Genomic DNA, 15323 nt, shown 5'->3' on the forward strand with positions numbered 1-15323 from the left:
GCAAATTACTCTGCCTCGTCAGAAGAAATAAATCCGTTGACCTCGCGCTCGATTTTTTGAGCGGAACCGAGAGGGAACCATCTGATATCAGGGTTACGTCTGAACCACGTCATCTGGCGTTTGGCAAAATGCGCGATGTCTTGTTCGAGGGCGGCGAGAGCCGCTTCTTTTGATGATTTTTCCTGAAGGATAAGAGCGAGGTATCGGTATTCGAGACCGAAATCGTGAAGGCGTTTCCAGGAGACACCTTTTTTTCGTAGGCTTTCGACTTCGCGGAGCATCTTTTCGCCGCGCATGCGTTTCATCAGGCGATCATGGATGCGCTTTCGGAGCATTTCTTTATCAGTTTCAAGCCCGATGAACAGGGTTTCATATCGTTGAATGCGTTTTTGCTTCGGGACTTCGCCCAGAGCGTGCGCAATCTCGATGGCGCGGATGATGCGGACTTTATTATGCGGGTCCATCGTCTTTGCGCGCCGTGGATCGAGCCTTTTTAGCTCGCGCATCAGGGCCTCGGCAGATTTTTTCGCGAGCTTAGCGCGCAGGGCTTTGTTCGGAGGCACGGCAGGGAATTGCTCGTCCCAAATCAACGCGTCTATGTAGAATCCTGTGCCGCCACAGATGATAGGCAGCTTGCCGCGCGACAAGATATCTGCGAGCGCGGCCGCGCCGTCCCGTTTGAATTTTTCTACCGTATAACGATCGCCCTTTGGGTTCGCGACATCGAGCAAATGATGCGGCACGCCTTTCATCTCGCGCCTCGTTATCTTGCCTGCGCCGATATCGAGGCTGCGATAGACCTGGCGCGAATCAGCGGATATCACTTCGCCGTCAAAGCGGCGCGCGATCGCGACGGCGAGGTCGCTTTTTCCCGTCGCCGTCGGTCCGACAATAGCGACGATCCTGGGCAATTTCTTCGTCATAAGAATTGGTGCCGGAGGAGGGACTCGAACCCTCACACCTTTCGATACGCGATTTTGAGTCGCGCGCGTCTGCCATTCCGCCACTCCGGCTTGTGCACCAACGTTACAATAAAATTGTGATAAAATCTATCAATCACGAACCGACCATGCAATCACAATTCTCCGGCGACTCCATCTTCTGGATAGACACTGAAAAGATACGGCCGAACCCGTACCAACCTCGACGCGAATTCGACGAAGCCGCATTGCGCGCGCTCGCTGAGTCTATCCGCATGTACGGCTTGCTCCAGCCTCTCGTCGTCACGCGGACTGAATTGGCCAAAGAAGACGGCGGCCTGACCGTAGAATACGAGCTCATCTCGGGCGAGCGCCGATTGCGCGCGTCCAAACTGCTCGGCTTGCCGCAAGTCCCCGCTATTATCCGCGCCGATTCTGAGAATGCGCGGCTCAAGCTCGAGCTCGCCATCATCGAGAATTTGCAGCGCGAAGACTTGAATCCCGTCGAACGCGCCCGCTCATTCCAGCAATTGTCCGAAGAATTCGGCTTGAAGCATATCCAGATCGCCCAGAAGGTGGGCAAGAGCCGCGAATATGTGTCGAACTCTATCCGATTGCTCGCATTGCCCGCTGACGCTCTCGATGCGCTCTCGCAGGGTCAGATCTCTGAAGGCCATGCGCGCCCTCTTTTGATGCTCTCCGACCGTCCGCAGGAACAGGCGACCTTGTTCAAGGAAATAATGTTCAAGCGTCTGACCGTGCGCGAGACCGAGCTCATCGCCCGCACTATCGCCGTCGAGAGATCGCGCAAGGCGAAAGTCGCCGCGAACCTCGAGCTCGCCGAATTCGAAAAGAAGCTCTCCGAAGCGCTCCATACCCGCGTCCAGATCGAGCAGCGCCAGAAGGGCGGCAAGATCACGATCGATTTCTTCTCGCCGGAGGACCTTAAATCCATCATGGACATGGTCCAAGGCGGAAGGGTAGCCGTCGTCGCATCCGCTCCCGCGGCTCCGGTCGCGTCTGGTGCGCCTGCCGTCTCCGTCGCCGACGTGCCCGCTGAAACCCCTGCTACGAGCGCCGCATCGCCTATAGACGACCGATCGAAAGACGAGATCAAGGAGGACGAGAACTCCGAAGACCTCTACTCTCTCAAGAATTTTTCGCTCTAATCATAGAAAATCGCCCGGTCGGGCGATTTTCTATTCCTTCTTATCGGCTTTCGCCTTTCGTACGAACCCGCGCTTCTTTTTCGGTTCTTTGAATATCTCGAGGGCGCGTGCGAGCTCTATCTTGTACACGTCATCAGGCGCTTTGACCGAGCGGAAGTCTGCGTCGTGGACGATATAGGGGCCGAAGCGGCCGATATTCGCGGTGATGGGCTTCTGGGTCTCCGGATGATTGCCGAGGACGCGGGGAAGCGATAGATAATGGACCGCTTGGGCGAGCGTCACTTCTTCGGGCTTCACTTCTTTCGGCACGGATGCGCGACGGAGCTTTTCTTTCTTCCGGAATATCTCGCCTGTCGGCATCTCGACGTACGGGCCGTATTTGCCGGATTTGAGCGTGATCTCTCTGCCGGTATCGGGATGAATGCCGATGACTTTGTCTTTCGGCATCTCGGTTCCGTCTATAAGCAGAGCGCCGTCGCAGTCGGGATATCGCGAGCACGATAAGAATTTGCCGGAGCGGCCGAGCTTGATGATCATCGGCGATCCGCATTTCGGGCATCTGATGTTCGGATCGGCGTCGCCGAGGTTCGTCGCCTTGTCGAGCTTTTCCTTGGCTTTGACTTCCTTGGTGAACGGCTTATAGAAATCAGACAGCGTCTTTTCGTATTTGGCCGTGCCGTCGGCGATGAGGTCGAGCTTGTCCTCCATATCCGCGGTAAACGTATCGCTGATGTACTGGCTGAAGTTGTCTTCGAGGAAGGTCGAGACGACTTCGCCCGTGTCCGTAGGGCGGAGGTTGCGGTTCTCCTTGGTCACGTATTCGCGGTCTTCGAGCGTCTTTATGATCGACGCGTACGTCGAAGGCCTGCCGATGCCGCGTTTTTCCAGTTCTTTGACGAGGCCCGCTTCCGAATATCGTGACGGGGGCTCGGTGAATTTCTGGAGCGAAGATATGTCGACGAGATTCAGCTTGTCGCCCTGCGACACTTTCGGCAATTCGACGTCTTCGCCCTGGGCGGCTGGATCGGCGTCGAGCCAGCCTCTATATATAGTGCGCGAGCCGTTCGCCTGGAAGTCGGGGATCGACTTCGAAGCGGTGTTCGCGAGGATCCTGGTCCTCATGACGCGGGCGTCTTTCATCTGCGAAGCGACCGCGCGGGCCCAGATGAGGGAGTAGAGCTTCTTTTCCTCGTCGGTGTTGCCGGCCGCGCGCTTGGATGCGGTCGTCGGTCGGACGGCCTCGTGAGCCTCCTGGGCATTCTTCGATTTTGTCGCGAAGGCGCGGATCTCGACCAGGTCTTTGCCGAATGCCGATTCGATCGTCGCCGCGATCTGGCCGACGGCCTGCTTTGACAGAGTCGTCGAGTCGGTTCGCATGTAGGTGATGTGGCCGGATTCGTAGAGCTTCTGCGCTATGCGCATGGTGCGCGACGGCGAGAAGCCGAGGCGTGTCGATGCGGCCTGCTGGAGGGTAGACGTCGTGAACGGCGCGCGCGGGGAGCGCTTTGCCTCGGTCTCTTCGACCGCTACGACGCTCCACGATTCTCTTTCGCCGACGGATACGATGCGTTCGGCTTCCTTTTGGGCGCGAGGCTCTTCGGAGCATACGAGAGATAGCTTTCCCTTTTTCGGCGTCGTGGTTTCAGCGGTTATCACGAAATATTCTTCAGGCTTGAATGCCTTTATCTCGCGCTCGCGCTCGACGAGGATGCGGAGGGCGGGTGACTGCACGCGCCCGGCGGAGAGGCCGTAGCGCACTTTCTTCCAGATGACGCCGGAGAGGTCGTATCCCACGAGCCTGTCGAGGACGCGGCGGGCTTCCTGGGCGCGGCGCAGATTCTCATCTATATCGCGCGGGGATTTAAGGGCCTCGATGATGGCGTCCTTGGTTATCTCGTGGAATACCACGCGCTTTACCGGCTTTTTACCGAAATTGACGGCCTCGGCGATGTGCCATGCGATCGCTTCGCCTTCGCGATCGGGGTCGGTCGCGAGCAAGACCTCGGAAGATTTCTTGGCGAGTCGCTCGATGTCGGCCAGGACCTTGTCCTTGCCCGCGGACACTTCGTAGTGAGGCGTGAAGTGCTCCATGTCTATCGCTTTCTTATTCGATTTCGGAAGGTCGCGCACGTGGCCGACCGACGCGACGACGGTGTATTCGTCGCCGAGATATTTCCCGATCGTTTTGGCTTTTGCCGGAGACTCTACTATGAGGAGTTTCGACATACGTTGTGCAAAGTATTACATGAATGGAAAAAATATAGCAAACGGAGCTGAAGGGAATATGAAGGCCGGATCGCATCCGGCAAAAGAAAAAAGCCGCCTCGCGGACGGGGCGGCTTTGCAGCGATCTTATAGTCAGGCTTGGGGAATCGGTCGGTTCTTGTGGATGCTCCGATCGAGCTGCTCCCTCCACCGGCGGCTGTCTGCCTCGCTTTTGGTTATGCAGGCGTAGCAGTCTTTGGCCGCCAGGGGGAAGGACGAAACCCGCGACACGCTGTGCGGAGACCGCTGCTGCGTGGTGAGGGTGAGCGTCACGCCGTCGACGGGAGCCGAGATGAAGAGGCCGTTGAGGAGTTGGGGGTGGACTCTCAGTCTCTCCATGTCGCATGCTTCCGCGGGAGCGAGACCGATGCTGTCTAAAGCCTCGATCACGCGTCGCTCCGAAGGAGCCGGCGAGTTGATCTTGGACGTGACGACGTAGATATCCACGCCGTCGATCGTCCGTTTGAAGACGAGCCTGAATTTCGAATGCTTGCCGAAGCGGCTGAAATAGTGGTTGAAGGCTTTGGACGCGAGGACCAGGAGCGCGACTGCCACGATGAGGGCGAACAGGTTGGTAAGGACTTCTTTCATAAAGGAGATTCTCTATGATTATATACCAAAAATCAGTTTTGTCAATCAGCAGCCAGGCGCAACCTGTCGCCGTCTTTTCGGAGGATCTTCTTCAATTCGAGCCCTGATATCAGGATGTTGAGCTCCGTCGCGTCCATTGCCAGCTTCTCTACCAGCCGGTCGTACGTGCAGGGCTCGAAAAGGGCTGTGATGACCTTGCGTTCATCAGCGGATAGGTCTTTGTAATCAGGTTTCGCCCGCGGCGTTGCAGAAAGTCTGAGCGCCTCGATCAAGGCTTCCTGGGATATGATCGGCGTCGCGCCATCTTTTATATATGAATGCGGTCCGGCACTCTTTTTCGAGAATATGGAGCCGGGCACGATGAGCACGTCGCGGTGGAAGCTCTCTGCCTGCCGCGCGGTGATCATCGTTCCCGAATCCTCTTCGCATTCGATGACGAGCGTCGCCTGGGCTATTCCCGCCATGATCCTGTTTCTATAGGGGAAGGTCCATTTATTGCCCATGATCGTCTCGTCGAACGGAGACAGCAGACATCCGCCTGCCGCCAGTATCCGGCGCGCCAGTCCGATATGGTTCGCGGGATATATCATCTCGTCCGAAAGGCCCGAACCTGGTACGGCCATGGTATGGATACCATTCTTCAATGCCGCTTCGTGGGCGATCGAATCTATCCCGTATGCCAGTCCGGATACGATGACGACGGGCAGTCCGCGCAGTCCGGCGATCAGATATTCGCACGCGGCCTTGCCGTATTCGGTGTATCGCCGCGATCCCACGATAGTGAGGAATACGTGGTCTTCGGGCGGCATTTCACCGCGGATATAAAGGCGATCGGGGACGCTCGATGCGTTTTCGAGCGCTTCTTCGAGGAGGCGCGGGTAATCCGCGCGCTCGATCGTCCTGATTTCTTCATGAATGGAATTCATACGTGAACCAGTGTAGGATAGGAAGATAAAGAAAAGATTAAGACATGCTCGATATCAAATTTATCCGAGAGAATAAAGAGCTCGTCAAAGCCGGCGCCGAAAAGAAGCGCGTCCGGATAGATATAGACGGCCTTCTCGCGCTTGACGACAAGCGCCGCGAGCTTATGTCTTCGATCGAGACGAAGCGCGCAGAGCAGAACGCCGTATCGGCGAAATTGCCGTCGGTTTCGGCCGACATGAAGACGACCCTCCTTGAATCCATGAAGAAGCTCAAGGCTGACATGGCGACCGAAGAAGAGGCTCTCAAGAAAATTATGGCGGACTGGCAGGGATTCATGCTTCGAGTGCCGAATATCCCCGATATGTCTGTCCCGGAAGGCGAGACCGACGCGGATAATAAAGAGATCAAAGTCTGGGGCGACAAGACCGCGTTCTCTTTCCCGGCGAAAGACCATGTTGAGATCATGACCGCTCTCGGTATGGTGGATTTCGAGCGCGGCGCGAAAGTTCACGGCTTCCGCGGATACTTTTTGACGGGCGAAGGCGCGCGCCTTTCGTTCGCGATCTGGAACTACGCGATGGAGTTCTTCAGCAAGCGCGGATTCACGCCGGTCATACCTCCGACCATCGTGCGCAAGGAGAACCTCTACGGCACGGCGCATCTTCCGGGCGACGTCGAAGACTATTATATGACCCAGGACGGCGACGCTCTCGCCGGCACGGCCGAAGTGCCCGTCATGGCATACCATTCGGGCGAGACGCTCGACGCCAGGTCGTTCCCGATAAAGTACCTGGGCTTCTCTCCCTGCTACAGGCGCGAAGCGGGAAGCCATTCGAAGGACGTGAAGGGTCTCATCCGCGTCCATGAGTTCTATAAGCTGGAGCAAGTCGTCCTTTGCGAGGCGTCGCACGAGACGTCGGTGAAGCTCCACGAGGAGCTCAACAGGAATACCGAAGAGTTCATCGAGTCCCTCGGCATCCCGTATCACACGGTCGTGAACTGCGGCGGCGATCTCGGTCTGGGCCAGGTGAAGAAATACGACATCGAGCTCTGGGTGCCGAAGGAAGGCAAGTACCGCGAGATATCGTCCGCGTCCTATTTCCATGATTTCCAGACGAGGCGATTCAATATCCGCTATCGCGATGCGGCGGGGAAGCTCCAGTATGCGCATTCACTGAATTGCACCGCTATCCCGACGCCGCGCATACTTGTATCTCTGGTTGAGAATAATCAGCAGGCAGACGGATCTATCCGTATTCCGGAAGCGCTCCAGAAATACCTCGGCGCCGACGTTATAAAGAAGAAATAGCGCCGTCCGATGCGAGACGTTCTCAAAACGCGTCAGGGAAAGCTCGCCGCCCGCCGCCGCAAGCGCGCCGCCTTCCTCCTTCTCTTTTTCGCGGCGGCGGCGGGCATCGTCTTCTCCGTCCTTTCTTTCGTTTCCCAGCTCGATTCTCTTTCCATCGATTCCGTCGCTATTAAAGGGAATGCCCGTATCCCGAGCTCTGCGCTCGAGAACATCGCTCTCGAAGAGATGGCGGGTAACGATCTTGGCTTCTTTTCGCGACGGAATATCTTCCTCTATCCTAAAAGCGATATCCGCGGCGCCGTCGCGGCGTTGCCTCTCGTGAAGGCAGCGAGCGTCGGTCGCGACGGCGCCCGCACGCTCCTTATATCCGTGACAGAACGCGATGAAACCGCGCTCTGGTGCGCGGGACTCACTCCCGATACAGGCTGTTTCTCCATGGACGACGACGGCTTTATCTTCGACGGACAGCCGCATGAAGATCCGCAGCTCATAAAATACCGCGGCCTCGTCGCCTCTGACCCTGTCGGCAAGCATTTCCTTCCCGCCGACGAATTCAGGAAGATAAGCTTCTTTATGAACCAGCTCTCCGGGCTTTCGATCGAGCCGCGCGAAGCCGTCTTCTCCGGCACTTCGACCGCGCTCTATATGACGATCAAGCTCGCGGGCGGGGGAGACCTCATCGTCAATTCCGAGGACGACCTTTCGGCGGTGCTCTCGAATATCGCCGCCGTCATATCGAATAAGGCCGTCGCCCCGTCGCTCTCCGAATTCCTTTTGAACCTCGATTATATGAAGCTCGACATAGGCAACAAGGTTGTCTATAAGCTCAAGCCGCGATAAAGTGCGGGCATGGATACCCCTACCGCTAATCTCGGCTTCTGGTCCAAGCTCAAAAAGCCCTTCTTCGTCCTTGCGCCTATGGCGGACGTGACCGACTGCGCCTTCAGGCGGATCATCGCCGAGCATGGGAGTCCCGACGTGTTCTGGACCGAGTTCGTCTCCGCTGACGGCCTCGCATCGCCGGGAAGAAAAGTCCTTCTCAAAGACCTCGAATTCACCGAGGCCGAGCATCCGATCGTCGCGCAGCTCTTCACGTCCAAGCCCGATAAGATGCGCGAGGCCGCGAAGCTCTGCCAGGAGCTCGGTTTCGACGGAATAGACATCAATATGGGCTGTCCCGACCGGTCCATAGAGAAGCAGGGAGCAGGCGCGGCCATGATCAAAGACCCGAAGACCGCCCGCGCCGTCATCCGCGCGGCGAAAGAAGGCGCGCCGGACCTTCCGGTCTCCGTAAAGACGCGCATCGGCTATAACAAGAACGAGATAGCGACCTGGATACCTGAGATCCTCGCCGAAAAGCCCGCCGCTCTGACTATTCACTGCCGCACTCGAAAGGAAATGTCCCTGGTCCCTGCACGCTGGGAGCATGTGCGGGAAGCGGCGGCTCTCCGCGACAGGCTTTCGCCCGAAACGCTCGTCATCGGGAACGGCGATGCCCGCGATATCGAAGACGCGCGGGCCAAAGCGCGCGAGTTCGGCGCCGACGGCGTTATGCTCGGCCGCGCCATCTTCGGAAATCCCTGGCTCTTCACGTCTCTTGGTAGGAACGGCGGCGAACAGACCGTCCCTACCATAGAAGAGAAGCTCAAGGTCATGGTCGAGCACACCAGGCTCTTCGAAAAGCTCCTTGGCGGCATAAAGAGTTTCGCCGTCATGAAGAAGCACTACAAGGCATACGTGAACGGATTCGACGGCGCTAAAGAATTCCGGATGGAGCTCATGGAATGCGAGAACGCTTCCGAAGTGGCTGCCAAAGTCGAGGCTTTCTTGACAAAAACGAAAGTTTAGGTCAATATACATTCTGTAACGGGCTTTGCGGCCCATAGCTCCAACCTCAACCCATCGGAATCATGCCCAAAGGCAAATCCAGGCGCGGCAAAAAGCGCGCCAGTGGCAAGAAGCGTTAATCGACGCTCTATCCCGCAAGCCCCGGTCTCTCGCGAGAGACCGGGGCTTTCATTTCTCGACAAATCAGGCGTCGGAGAGTAGGGTAAGGAAAGGAGGTACATCATGAAAAACACACGTCAGATCGTCATCTATGGCATGGATGACGATTCGCATCGCATGCTCGGCCGATCGCTCGGCCGCGGAAGCGAGTATGACACCACTCGCCTTATCGAAAACGAATCCTGTCTCGGATCGAGACGCGACGTCTGGAAAGCGACCGATATCGGCATCGGTCGGCTCGAGGAGATCGTCCGGAGCGCTCGGAAGAAGCGCTATAAGGTCGCTATCGCCGTCCGAAACGGCAATGGTCCCTATCGCGAGCATATCGTCCCTGAAGACGAACCTGTCGCCGAAGAGCGAAAGCCTTCGGAAGCGAGCAGGGCTGAAGCGTCCCGGCTCCTCAAAAAAGCCGGGCGGATCAAAGCCCGGAAACAGGTTGCAATCAGCTCGAAATAAGCATAGACTACAGAGGTTAGGTTTAGATAGGCTTGATAGTCTGTTTGTAGCTATAGGCTAATGGGTTTCGGGGGTGGGATATAGATTCCACCCCCTTTTTCTTTGCATCTATATTCGATCCTTGCGCTCTATATTTTCTTCGGCTTATAGTCTGCCGGCGCCTTCGAAAGCCATTCTTCCAGCTGCGCGCGATTCAGAAGCCCCTTCTGGGCGCCGATCTCCTGGACGCACGCGGCGGAATTGATGGGTGCCCAGAGGAGCGCTTCTTCGAGGCTCTTGCCCAGGACGAGGGCGACGGTGAGCGTCGAAGCGAATGCGTCGCCCGCGCCGGTCCGTTCGAACGGAGGCTTCGGGTCAGGATAGGGCGGCATGAAATACGCGTTCGTCCCGTCATCCGCGTATGCGCCCGCGGGCCCGTCGGTTATGACTGCGATCTTCGGTCCCAATCCGCGCACGAGCGCGAGCAATTTCTTGGCGTCTTTTTCCTGCGTCTTCAATATCCTCTGCGCCTCTTCCTTGTTGCAGAAGAAAATATCGGATCGCTTGTATATCTCGCCTAATTTTTCGACGCCGAGCGACATCTGAAACGTCCCCGGCTGGAATGCGACCTTCACGTCAGGGTGTTTTTTCAGCCATTCCATGATCTGAACGTGATAGTCATACGAATTTCCGCCGAGAGAGCTGATGTATATCCACTTCGGGTGGTCTATGTCCGGCAGTTTGTATGGATACTCCTGATGCTTCACCAGGATAGTGCGGTCGGCTTCGTACCAGAGGACGTAATGATAATTCGTCTCCATTCCTTTGTGCTGAGTGACGAAGCGCGAATCAACGGCGTCTTTTTTGAGCGATTGGAGGCATTCGATGCCGTTCAAATCGTTGCCCACGTCGGCGATGAGCGCCGATTTGAGCCCAAGCCGCGCCGCAGAGACGGCCGCATTGGCGGAATTGCCGACGGCGCGCACGACAGTCACTGATTCATAGGGGATCTTGTCGGCGAATTTCATGCAGAGCTCGCATGAATCGCGGTCTATCGAACAATTCACGTGCGCGTCCTTCAATCGGATGAAGGCGTCGGTGACGATATCGCCTATGGCGATAAACTCGTGATGCTTGGAGAACATGCATACATTATATATCGGTCTTTCAGTTTTGGTATACTTAATCCATATGAAAATCCCGCCCAAATCCCTTCGCGAATACGTGACGGACGCATTGTCACGAAAGGTCGCTATCGGCCATTTCAACATATCGAATCTCGAAGGCTTCTGGGCTGTCATCCGCGCGGCCAAAGAATTATCTTTGGCCGCGGGCCGCGATATTCCCGTCATCATCGGCGTATCCGAAGGCGAGCGGTCGTTCATGGGCGTCGAGCAGGTCCGAGCATTGGTAAACACCGCGGTCGCTTCGGGCCAGCCGGTGTTCTTGAATGCCGATCATACGTATTCTTTCGATAAGGTGGCCGAAGTCATAGACGCCGGATACGATTCGGTCATCTATGACGGGACCGAGCAGAGCTTTGACGACAACGTCGCTGCGACGAAGAAGTGCGCGGAATATCTCCGCGCCGCGGCAAAGAAATCGAAAAAAGACCTCGTTATCGAAGCCGAGCTCGGATTCATAGGGAAGTCGTCGAAGGTCCTAGCGGAAATCCCGGCGGGAGTGAAGATCACCGATGAATTTTTGACCAAGCCCGAGGAGGCGAAGAGGTTCGTCGAGCTCACAGGCGTGGATATGCTCGCTCCGGCGGTCGGGAACATACATGGCATGCTTTCGGGCGGCAAAGACCCCGATCTCAACATCGCGCGCATCAAAGAGATCGCCGATGCGGTCAAGATCCCTCTCGTTCTCCATGGCGGTTCAGGCAATTCAGCAGAAGATTTTGTCGCGGCGATAGATGCCGGGGTCGCCATTATTCATGTGAACACAGAGATCCGCGTCGCATTCCGCAAGGCGCTCAAAAAGGAATTAGAGGAAAACACCGATGAAGTCGCGCCCTACAAAATAATGAAAGCGCCGTTACAGGCCATGCAAGCCGTAGTGCTCGAGAAGCTCAAGATCTTCAATAGGATATAAGGCATACTAAAAATCGCCCCGCCAGGCCCTGGGGCGATTTTTAGTATGCCTTATATCCTATTGGATAACCTGCGCGCTCGTGACTTGCAGGATCCCTGCGATATCGTAGCGCTGCCAGAAATTGCTGTTAAGCATTTCAACGGGCGTCAGGGCGCCGGTCACGCGCACGCGCGTTGCGCTATTTATAGCGTCCACCGTTCCCGTGGCTGAAAGGAGGGACGTATCGAGACCGTAGTTCTTGCCGTCATCGGCCTTGATCCCGAATGCGCATTCCAATGTCTGCGGTCCGGTCGTGTCTTTGTGGGGCAGGCATATGCGGTTGCCCGTGATCGTCACGCGCTGGGGCAAATTGGAATACGCGCCCCTCGTTATATTCGTGATACGCCATGACGCGTCGCGCTTTTCGAGAGTGAGAGTCACCGGATAGGCCGCCGCGACGTCATTCGGATCCGTCGTCGTTACCTCGACGACGTTGCCCTGGACCGTGTAGCTTCCGTCCGTATTCGCGCTGACGCTCACGATGCCGATGCTTTCAGGCCACGGGTTCGACGTCATGCGGCCGATCGCTTTCGAGGGGCTCGCTTTCCATTGCTGGAGAAGCTCCGGCGAGATGAGCGAGCCGTAATTCGCGTCGAATGCCGCGGCCGCGGTCGTCGTCGGCGCGAGGATCGAGACGTTCCTCATGGCTTTGCCGAAGGCGCTCACGACTGCCTCGACGGTGCCCTGGTCGCCGCTTGAAACGGATCCGCCGGGATTGCCGATCGGGCTTTGGATGCCGCCCTCGCCGCCGTTCTGATCGACCGGAACTTCAGCATACGGAACTCTCGTCATGTAATAGGCTGCAGCCGCGATAATGATAAGCACTACCGATATCCATACGTATTTCTTGTTCATAATCTTGGTTTATACATACATAATACGATGAAAGCGCCATAAATATTCATGTTAGAATAAGTAAATATGGATTCCATTTCGGCTCTCAAAAACTATCTTAAGGACGCTTTCAGGGGCGACATAGACGATTCGGAAGCGACTCTGGCGAATATGAGCCATGATGCGAGCCTCCTCGAAGTGAAGCCGAAGATCGTCCTCTATCCGAAAGATTCGAAAGACATCCAAGCCGTCGTCAATTTCGTCCGCATCAATAAATCCGCGTACCCCGATCTTTCGGTCACGGTCCGATCGGCCGGCACCGACATGTCAGGCGGCCCTCTGAACGATTCTATCATCCTCGACGTCGCGCGATACATAAAAGGGATCATTGAGATCAAGAAAACAGGCCAAGTCGCCGACGCGGGCGGCTTGGCCACTATCCTTCCGGGAACTTTCTATCGCGATTTCGAGCCGGAGGCGGCGAAGCTCGGCCTCGTGCTCCCGTGCTATACGGCTTCGAAGAACCTGAATACCCTCGGCGGTATGATAGGGAATAATTCCGCGGGAGAGAAAACACTCCGTTACGGCAAGATGGAGAATTTCATCGTCTCTTTGGACGTCGTCCTTCCCGACGGCAATGAATATACTCTAAGGCCTTTGGGCAAAGAAGAATTCAGGCTGAAACTGTCGCAAGAAGACGCTGAAGGCGAGCTGTATCGCAAGGTTTGGGACATCGTCTCGCAAAACAAAGGCCTGCTCGCATTCGCAAAGCCGAAGGTCAGCAAAAATTCTGCCGGATATTATCTCTGGAATGTTTGGGATGAAGCGTCGCAGACGTTCGACCTGACGAAACTGATCGTCGGTTCGCAGGGAACGCTCGGCATCGTGACCCGGGCGACCATCAGACTGGTCCCGATAAAGCCTTTATCCAAATTGTTCGTCGTCTTCATGCCGACGCTCGACAGGCTCGGCGATATCGTCCGCGATATCGCCGCATTCAAGCCGGAAAGCTTCGAATCGTACGACGACAGTACCATGGCTTTGGCCGTGAAATTCATGCCGGACATGATCCGTACCATGCGTCTCCATAATTTCGCGCGGCTTGTCTGGAGCTTCAGGCCTGAAGCATGGATGGCGCTCTCGGGCGGCTTCCCGAAGCTCGTGCTCCTCGTCGAATTCTCGGGCGATACGGAAAAAGAAGTAGACGACCGCATGACGGTGCTCGAGGATAAGATCGGCCATTACGGGTTCAAGATGCGCCGCGCCAAGAACGAATTCGATTCCGAAAAATATTGGACTATCAGGCGCGAGAGCTTCAACCTCTTGCGCAAGCATTCGCGGGGACGCCGCACCGCGCCGTTCGTGGACGACATCATCGTGCCTCCGGAAACCATGCCCGATTTCTTGCCGAAGATGCGCAAGATCCTCGACGACTACAAGCTGCTCTATACTATCGCCGGGCATGCGGGCAACGGCAATTTCCATATCATTCCCCTGATGGACATGCATGACCGCGCGAACATACAGGCGATCGACGAGGTTTCCGACAAGGTCTACGACCTCGTGCTCTCATATCGAGGCTCGATCACGGCTGAGCATAACGACGGCATCATCCGGACGCCCTATCTCGCCAAGCAGTTCGGTTCGGAGGTCGTCGCGCTCTTCGAAAAGACCAAGGACGCATTCGATCCCCAGCATATATTCAATCCAGGCAAAAAGGTTGTAGCCGGCACTGCGCATGACGCGCCCGGCACCAAGGAATACATGATCAGCCGCCTCGCGCGCGAATAGGAGAGTGGTATAATGGCCGTATGCCAGTCGAATTCGAAGAGAATAATTTCGAGATGAAGCGGAATTTCTATTCCGAACCGGCGCCTAAATTCGCCTCATGGCTCATATCGCATCATTTGGCCAAAGATGTCGCCGGCGCTAACAAGCTCCAGGTGTTCGCGGCCTGCCTATTCTTCGCTCTCGCCATATATTTCGCCTTCTTTTGACATTTAGAGGCCTTTGTATATACTAGGAACCCTATGGCAATAACCCTCAAAGTAGAGAAAAGGGACGCGAAAGCCGACCTGGCAAAGCTCCGCAAGGCAGGCAAGGTCCCTGCCGTCTTTTACGGCAAGAAGGAGGCTTCGACCCCTATTTCGATCGCGTCCGTCGATTTCATAAAGGCATACCGCCAGGCCGGCGAATCCACTGTCGTCATACTCCAGGGCGACGGCATCGAAGTCGAGTCCCTCATTCATGACATCGACCTCCATCCGGTGACCAATAAGCCTCTCCATGCCGACTTCTACGTCTTCGAAAAGGGCAAGAAGATCAAGGTTGACGTTCCTCTCGAATTCGTCGGAACGGCCCCTGCGATCAAGGAGCTCGGAGGCTCTCTCATCAAGGTCCTCCACGATATCGAGATCGAGGCTCTCCCTAAGGATCTTCCTCATAAGATCGAGGTAGACATCGCAGGCCTCGTAGACTTCGGATCGACCATCAAGGCGGGCGACATCAAGCTCCCTGCGGGCGTAGAGCTCGCCATCAAGGCTGACGACGTCGTCGCATCGGCCGCGGCTCCTAAGGCCGAGGAAGAAGAGCCGACGGCCCCTGTCGACCTCGACGCTATCGAAGTCGAGAAGAAGGGCAAGGAAGCCAAGGAAGGCGCCGAAGGCGCAGAGGCTCCTGCAGACGACAAGGCAGACAAGAAGGAAGCGAAGAAATAATACGAAAAACGCC

15 protein-coding genes and 1 tRNA gene are annotated in these 15323 nt (G+C 56.3%); 9 read left to right on the plus strand and 7 right to left on the minus strand.

Translation table 11 applies throughout. The annotated features are described in order from the left end of the window. Positions 1-5 precede the first annotated feature (5 nt). Together miaA and VHE10_03250 are read right to left on the minus strand one after the other, a co-directional pair. Entirely contained in the window at positions 6-923 is a 918-nt protein-coding gene (miaA, locus tag VHE10_03245; GenBank protein HVU06774.1) for a tRNA (adenosine(37)-N6)-dimethylallyltransferase MiaA, read from the minus strand. Between the two features lie 6 nt (positions 924-929). Continuing rightward, positions 930-1013, minus strand: a tRNA-Leu gene (locus VHE10_03250). A gap of 56 nt (positions 1014-1069) precedes the next feature. Between VHE10_03250 and VHE10_03255 the strand changes: the two genes are divergently transcribed. Next, positions 1070-2089, plus strand: coding sequence for a ParB/RepB/Spo0J family partition protein (locus VHE10_03255; protein HVU06775.1), 1020 nt, complete (start codon positions 1070-1072; stop codon positions 2087-2089). Positions 2090-2119: 30 nt separating this feature from the next. Here VHE10_03255 and topA read toward each other — a convergent pair whose 3' ends face one another. From topA to VHE10_03270, 3 genes are all read right to left on the minus strand, one after another. After that, the gene (topA, locus tag VHE10_03260; protein ID HVU06776.1) at positions 2120-4315 is read right to left on the minus strand and encodes a type I DNA topoisomerase; all 2196 of its coding nucleotides are present in this window, start codon (positions 4313-4315) and stop codon (positions 2120-2122) included. A 132-nt stretch (positions 4316-4447) separates the two neighbouring features. Beyond that, entirely contained in the window at positions 4448-4945 is a 498-nt protein-coding gene (locus VHE10_03265) for a hypothetical protein (GenBank protein ID HVU06777.1), read from the minus strand. Positions 4946-4986: 41 nt separating this feature from the next. Continuing rightward, on the minus strand, positions 4987-5871 hold the full coding sequence (locus VHE10_03270; protein ID HVU06778.1) for a DNA-protecting protein DprA: 885 nt from the start codon (positions 5869-5871) through the stop codon (positions 4987-4989). A gap of 44 nt (positions 5872-5915) precedes the next feature. Between VHE10_03270 and serS the strand changes: the two genes are divergently transcribed. The 4 genes from serS (at position 5916) to VHE10_03290 (ending at position 9644) form a co-directional block, all read left to right on the plus strand. Next, positions 5916-7181: a serine--tRNA ligase gene (serS, locus tag VHE10_03275; protein HVU06779.1), complete on the plus strand. Its 1266-nt coding sequence runs from the start codon at positions 5916-5918 to the stop codon at positions 7179-7181. Positions 7182-7190: 9 nt separating this feature from the next. After that, positions 7191-8021: an FtsQ-type POTRA domain-containing protein gene (locus VHE10_03280; protein HVU06780.1), complete on the plus strand. Its 831-nt coding sequence runs from the start codon at positions 7191-7193 to the stop codon at positions 8019-8021. Between the two features lie 9 nt (positions 8022-8030). Further along, positions 8031-9029 carry a tRNA-dihydrouridine synthase gene (locus VHE10_03285; GenBank protein ID HVU06781.1) on the plus strand — a complete coding sequence of 333 codons (999 nt, stop codon included), beginning with the start codon at positions 8031-8033 and terminating at the stop codon, positions 9027-9029. A 222-nt stretch (positions 9030-9251) separates the two neighbouring features. After that, positions 9252-9644 (plus strand): hypothetical protein, encoded by a 393-nt coding sequence (locus VHE10_03290; GenBank protein HVU06782.1) that lies wholly within the window; start codon positions 9252-9254, stop codon positions 9642-9644. A gap of 128 nt (positions 9645-9772) precedes the next feature. Here the strand turns inward: VHE10_03290 and VHE10_03295 are convergent, their stop codons facing one another. Next, complete coding sequence (locus VHE10_03295; protein ID HVU06783.1) at positions 9773-10768, minus strand: carbohydrate kinase family protein; 996 nt, start codon at positions 10766-10768, stop codon at positions 9773-9775. Between the two features lie 46 nt (positions 10769-10814). Between VHE10_03295 and VHE10_03300 the strand changes: the two genes are divergently transcribed. Continuing rightward, positions 10815-11720: a class II fructose-bisphosphate aldolase gene (locus VHE10_03300; GenBank protein ID HVU06784.1), complete on the plus strand. Its 906-nt coding sequence runs from the start codon at positions 10815-10817 to the stop codon at positions 11718-11720. A 57-nt stretch (positions 11721-11777) separates the two neighbouring features. Here the strand turns inward: VHE10_03300 and VHE10_03305 are convergent, their stop codons facing one another. Further along, the gene (locus tag VHE10_03305) at positions 11778-12614 is read right to left on the minus strand and encodes a hypothetical protein (protein ID HVU06785.1); all 837 of its coding nucleotides are present in this window, start codon (positions 12612-12614) and stop codon (positions 11778-11780) included. A 66-nt stretch (positions 12615-12680) separates the two neighbouring features. Between VHE10_03305 and VHE10_03310 the strand changes: the two genes are divergently transcribed. Genes VHE10_03310 through VHE10_03320 form a run of 3 tightly spaced genes read left to right on the plus strand, consistent with a single transcriptional unit; the run spans position 12681 to position 15310 of the window. Beyond that, entirely contained in the window at positions 12681-14384 is a 1704-nt protein-coding gene (locus VHE10_03310) for an FAD-binding oxidoreductase (GenBank protein HVU06786.1), read from the plus strand. A 20-nt stretch (positions 14385-14404) separates the two neighbouring features. After that, complete coding sequence (locus VHE10_03315; GenBank protein ID HVU06787.1) at positions 14405-14590, plus strand: hypothetical protein; 186 nt, start codon at positions 14405-14407, stop codon at positions 14588-14590. 33 nt (positions 14591-14623) lie between these two features. Further along, positions 14624-15310: a 50S ribosomal protein L25 gene (locus tag VHE10_03320; protein ID HVU06788.1), complete on the plus strand. Its 687-nt coding sequence runs from the start codon at positions 14624-14626 to the stop codon at positions 15308-15310. Positions 15311-15323: the final 13 nt, after the last annotated feature.

The organism is Candidatus Paceibacterota bacterium (assembly GCA_035546035.1).
GTDB lineage: Bacteria > Patescibacteriota > Minisyncoccia > Phycocordibacterales > UBA6065 > UBA6065.

Excerpts from the sequence above, each read along its gene's own strand:
- VHE10_03285 (HVU06781.1), top strand. The coding sequence starts at position 8,031 with ATGGATACCCCTACCGCTAATCTCGGCTTCTGGTCCAAGCTCAAAAAG.
- VHE10_03270 (HVU06778.1), bottom strand. The coding sequence starts at position 5,871 with ATGAATTCCATTCATGAAGAAATCAGGACGATCGAGCGCGCGGATTAC.
- VHE10_03255 (HVU06775.1), top strand. The coding sequence starts at position 1,070 with ATGCAATCACAATTCTCCGGCGACTCCATCTTCTGGATAGACACTGAA.
- miaA (HVU06774.1), bottom strand. The coding sequence starts at position 923 with ATGACGAAGAAATTGCCCAGGATCGTCGCTATTGTCGGACCGACGGCG.
- serS (HVU06779.1), top strand. The coding sequence starts at position 5,916 with ATGCTCGATATCAAATTTATCCGAGAGAATAAAGAGCTCGTCAAAGCC.
- VHE10_03315 (HVU06787.1), top strand. The coding sequence starts at position 14,405 with ATGCCAGTCGAATTCGAAGAGAATAATTTCGAGATGAAGCGGAATTTC.
- topA (HVU06776.1), bottom strand. The coding sequence starts at position 4,315 with ATGTCGAAACTCCTCATAGTAGAGTCTCCGGCAAAAGCCAAAACGATC.
- VHE10_03295 (HVU06783.1), bottom strand. The coding sequence starts at position 10,768 with ATGTTCTCCAAGCATCACGAGTTTATCGCCATAGGCGATATCGTCACC.
- VHE10_03320 (HVU06788.1), top strand. The coding sequence starts at position 14,624 with ATGGCAATAACCCTCAAAGTAGAGAAAAGGGACGCGAAAGCCGACCTG.
- VHE10_03305 (HVU06785.1), bottom strand. The coding sequence starts at position 12,614 with ATGAACAAGAAATACGTATGGATATCGGTAGTGCTTATCATTATCGCG.
- VHE10_03265 (HVU06777.1), bottom strand. The coding sequence starts at position 4,945 with ATGAAAGAAGTCCTTACCAACCTGTTCGCCCTCATCGTGGCAGTCGCG.
- VHE10_03280 (HVU06780.1), top strand. The coding sequence starts at position 7,191 with ATGCGAGACGTTCTCAAAACGCGTCAGGGAAAGCTCGCCGCCCGCCGC.
- VHE10_03300 (HVU06784.1), top strand. The coding sequence starts at position 10,815 with ATGAAAATCCCGCCCAAATCCCTTCGCGAATACGTGACGGACGCATTG.
- VHE10_03290 (HVU06782.1), top strand. The coding sequence starts at position 9,252 with ATGAAAAACACACGTCAGATCGTCATCTATGGCATGGATGACGATTCG.
- VHE10_03310 (HVU06786.1), top strand. The coding sequence starts at position 12,681 with ATGGATTCCATTTCGGCTCTCAAAAACTATCTTAAGGACGCTTTCAGG.